The sequence below is a fragment of the Halorubrum sp. SS7 genome, assembly GCF_005435055.1.
Classification (GTDB): Archaea; Halobacteriota; Halobacteria; order Halobacteriales; family Haloferacaceae; genus Halorubrum; species Halorubrum salinarum.
In genome coordinates this window covers 1-209 of record NZ_SGXV01000816.1, presented here as the reverse complement: position 1 = coordinate 209, position 209 = coordinate 1, and the positions used below count along the sequence as shown (strand labels likewise).

1 pseudogene is annotated in these 209 nt (G+C 70.3%); it reads right to left on the bottom strand.

Annotated elements, in window-relative coordinates:
* Window positions 1-209: pseudogene (locus tag EXE44_RS21860) on the bottom strand (hypothetical protein); the annotation flags it as partial.

Genomic DNA, 209 nt, shown 5'->3' with positions numbered 1-209 from the left:
CGCCCTCGACGTTCGTCACGTGAACGGCCCCGTCGCGCACGTCGAACGAGACGAACCCGCTGACCGCGTCGACGGGAGTGTCTTCGCCGTCGTCGTCCGAATCGCCTTCGGGCGCGACTCCGCCCGTCGTCGCGACGCGCACCGATCGGTCGTGGATCATGTTCCGGACGACGCCTTCCGGGCGACCCGTCATCGACGCTAGGGCCGCG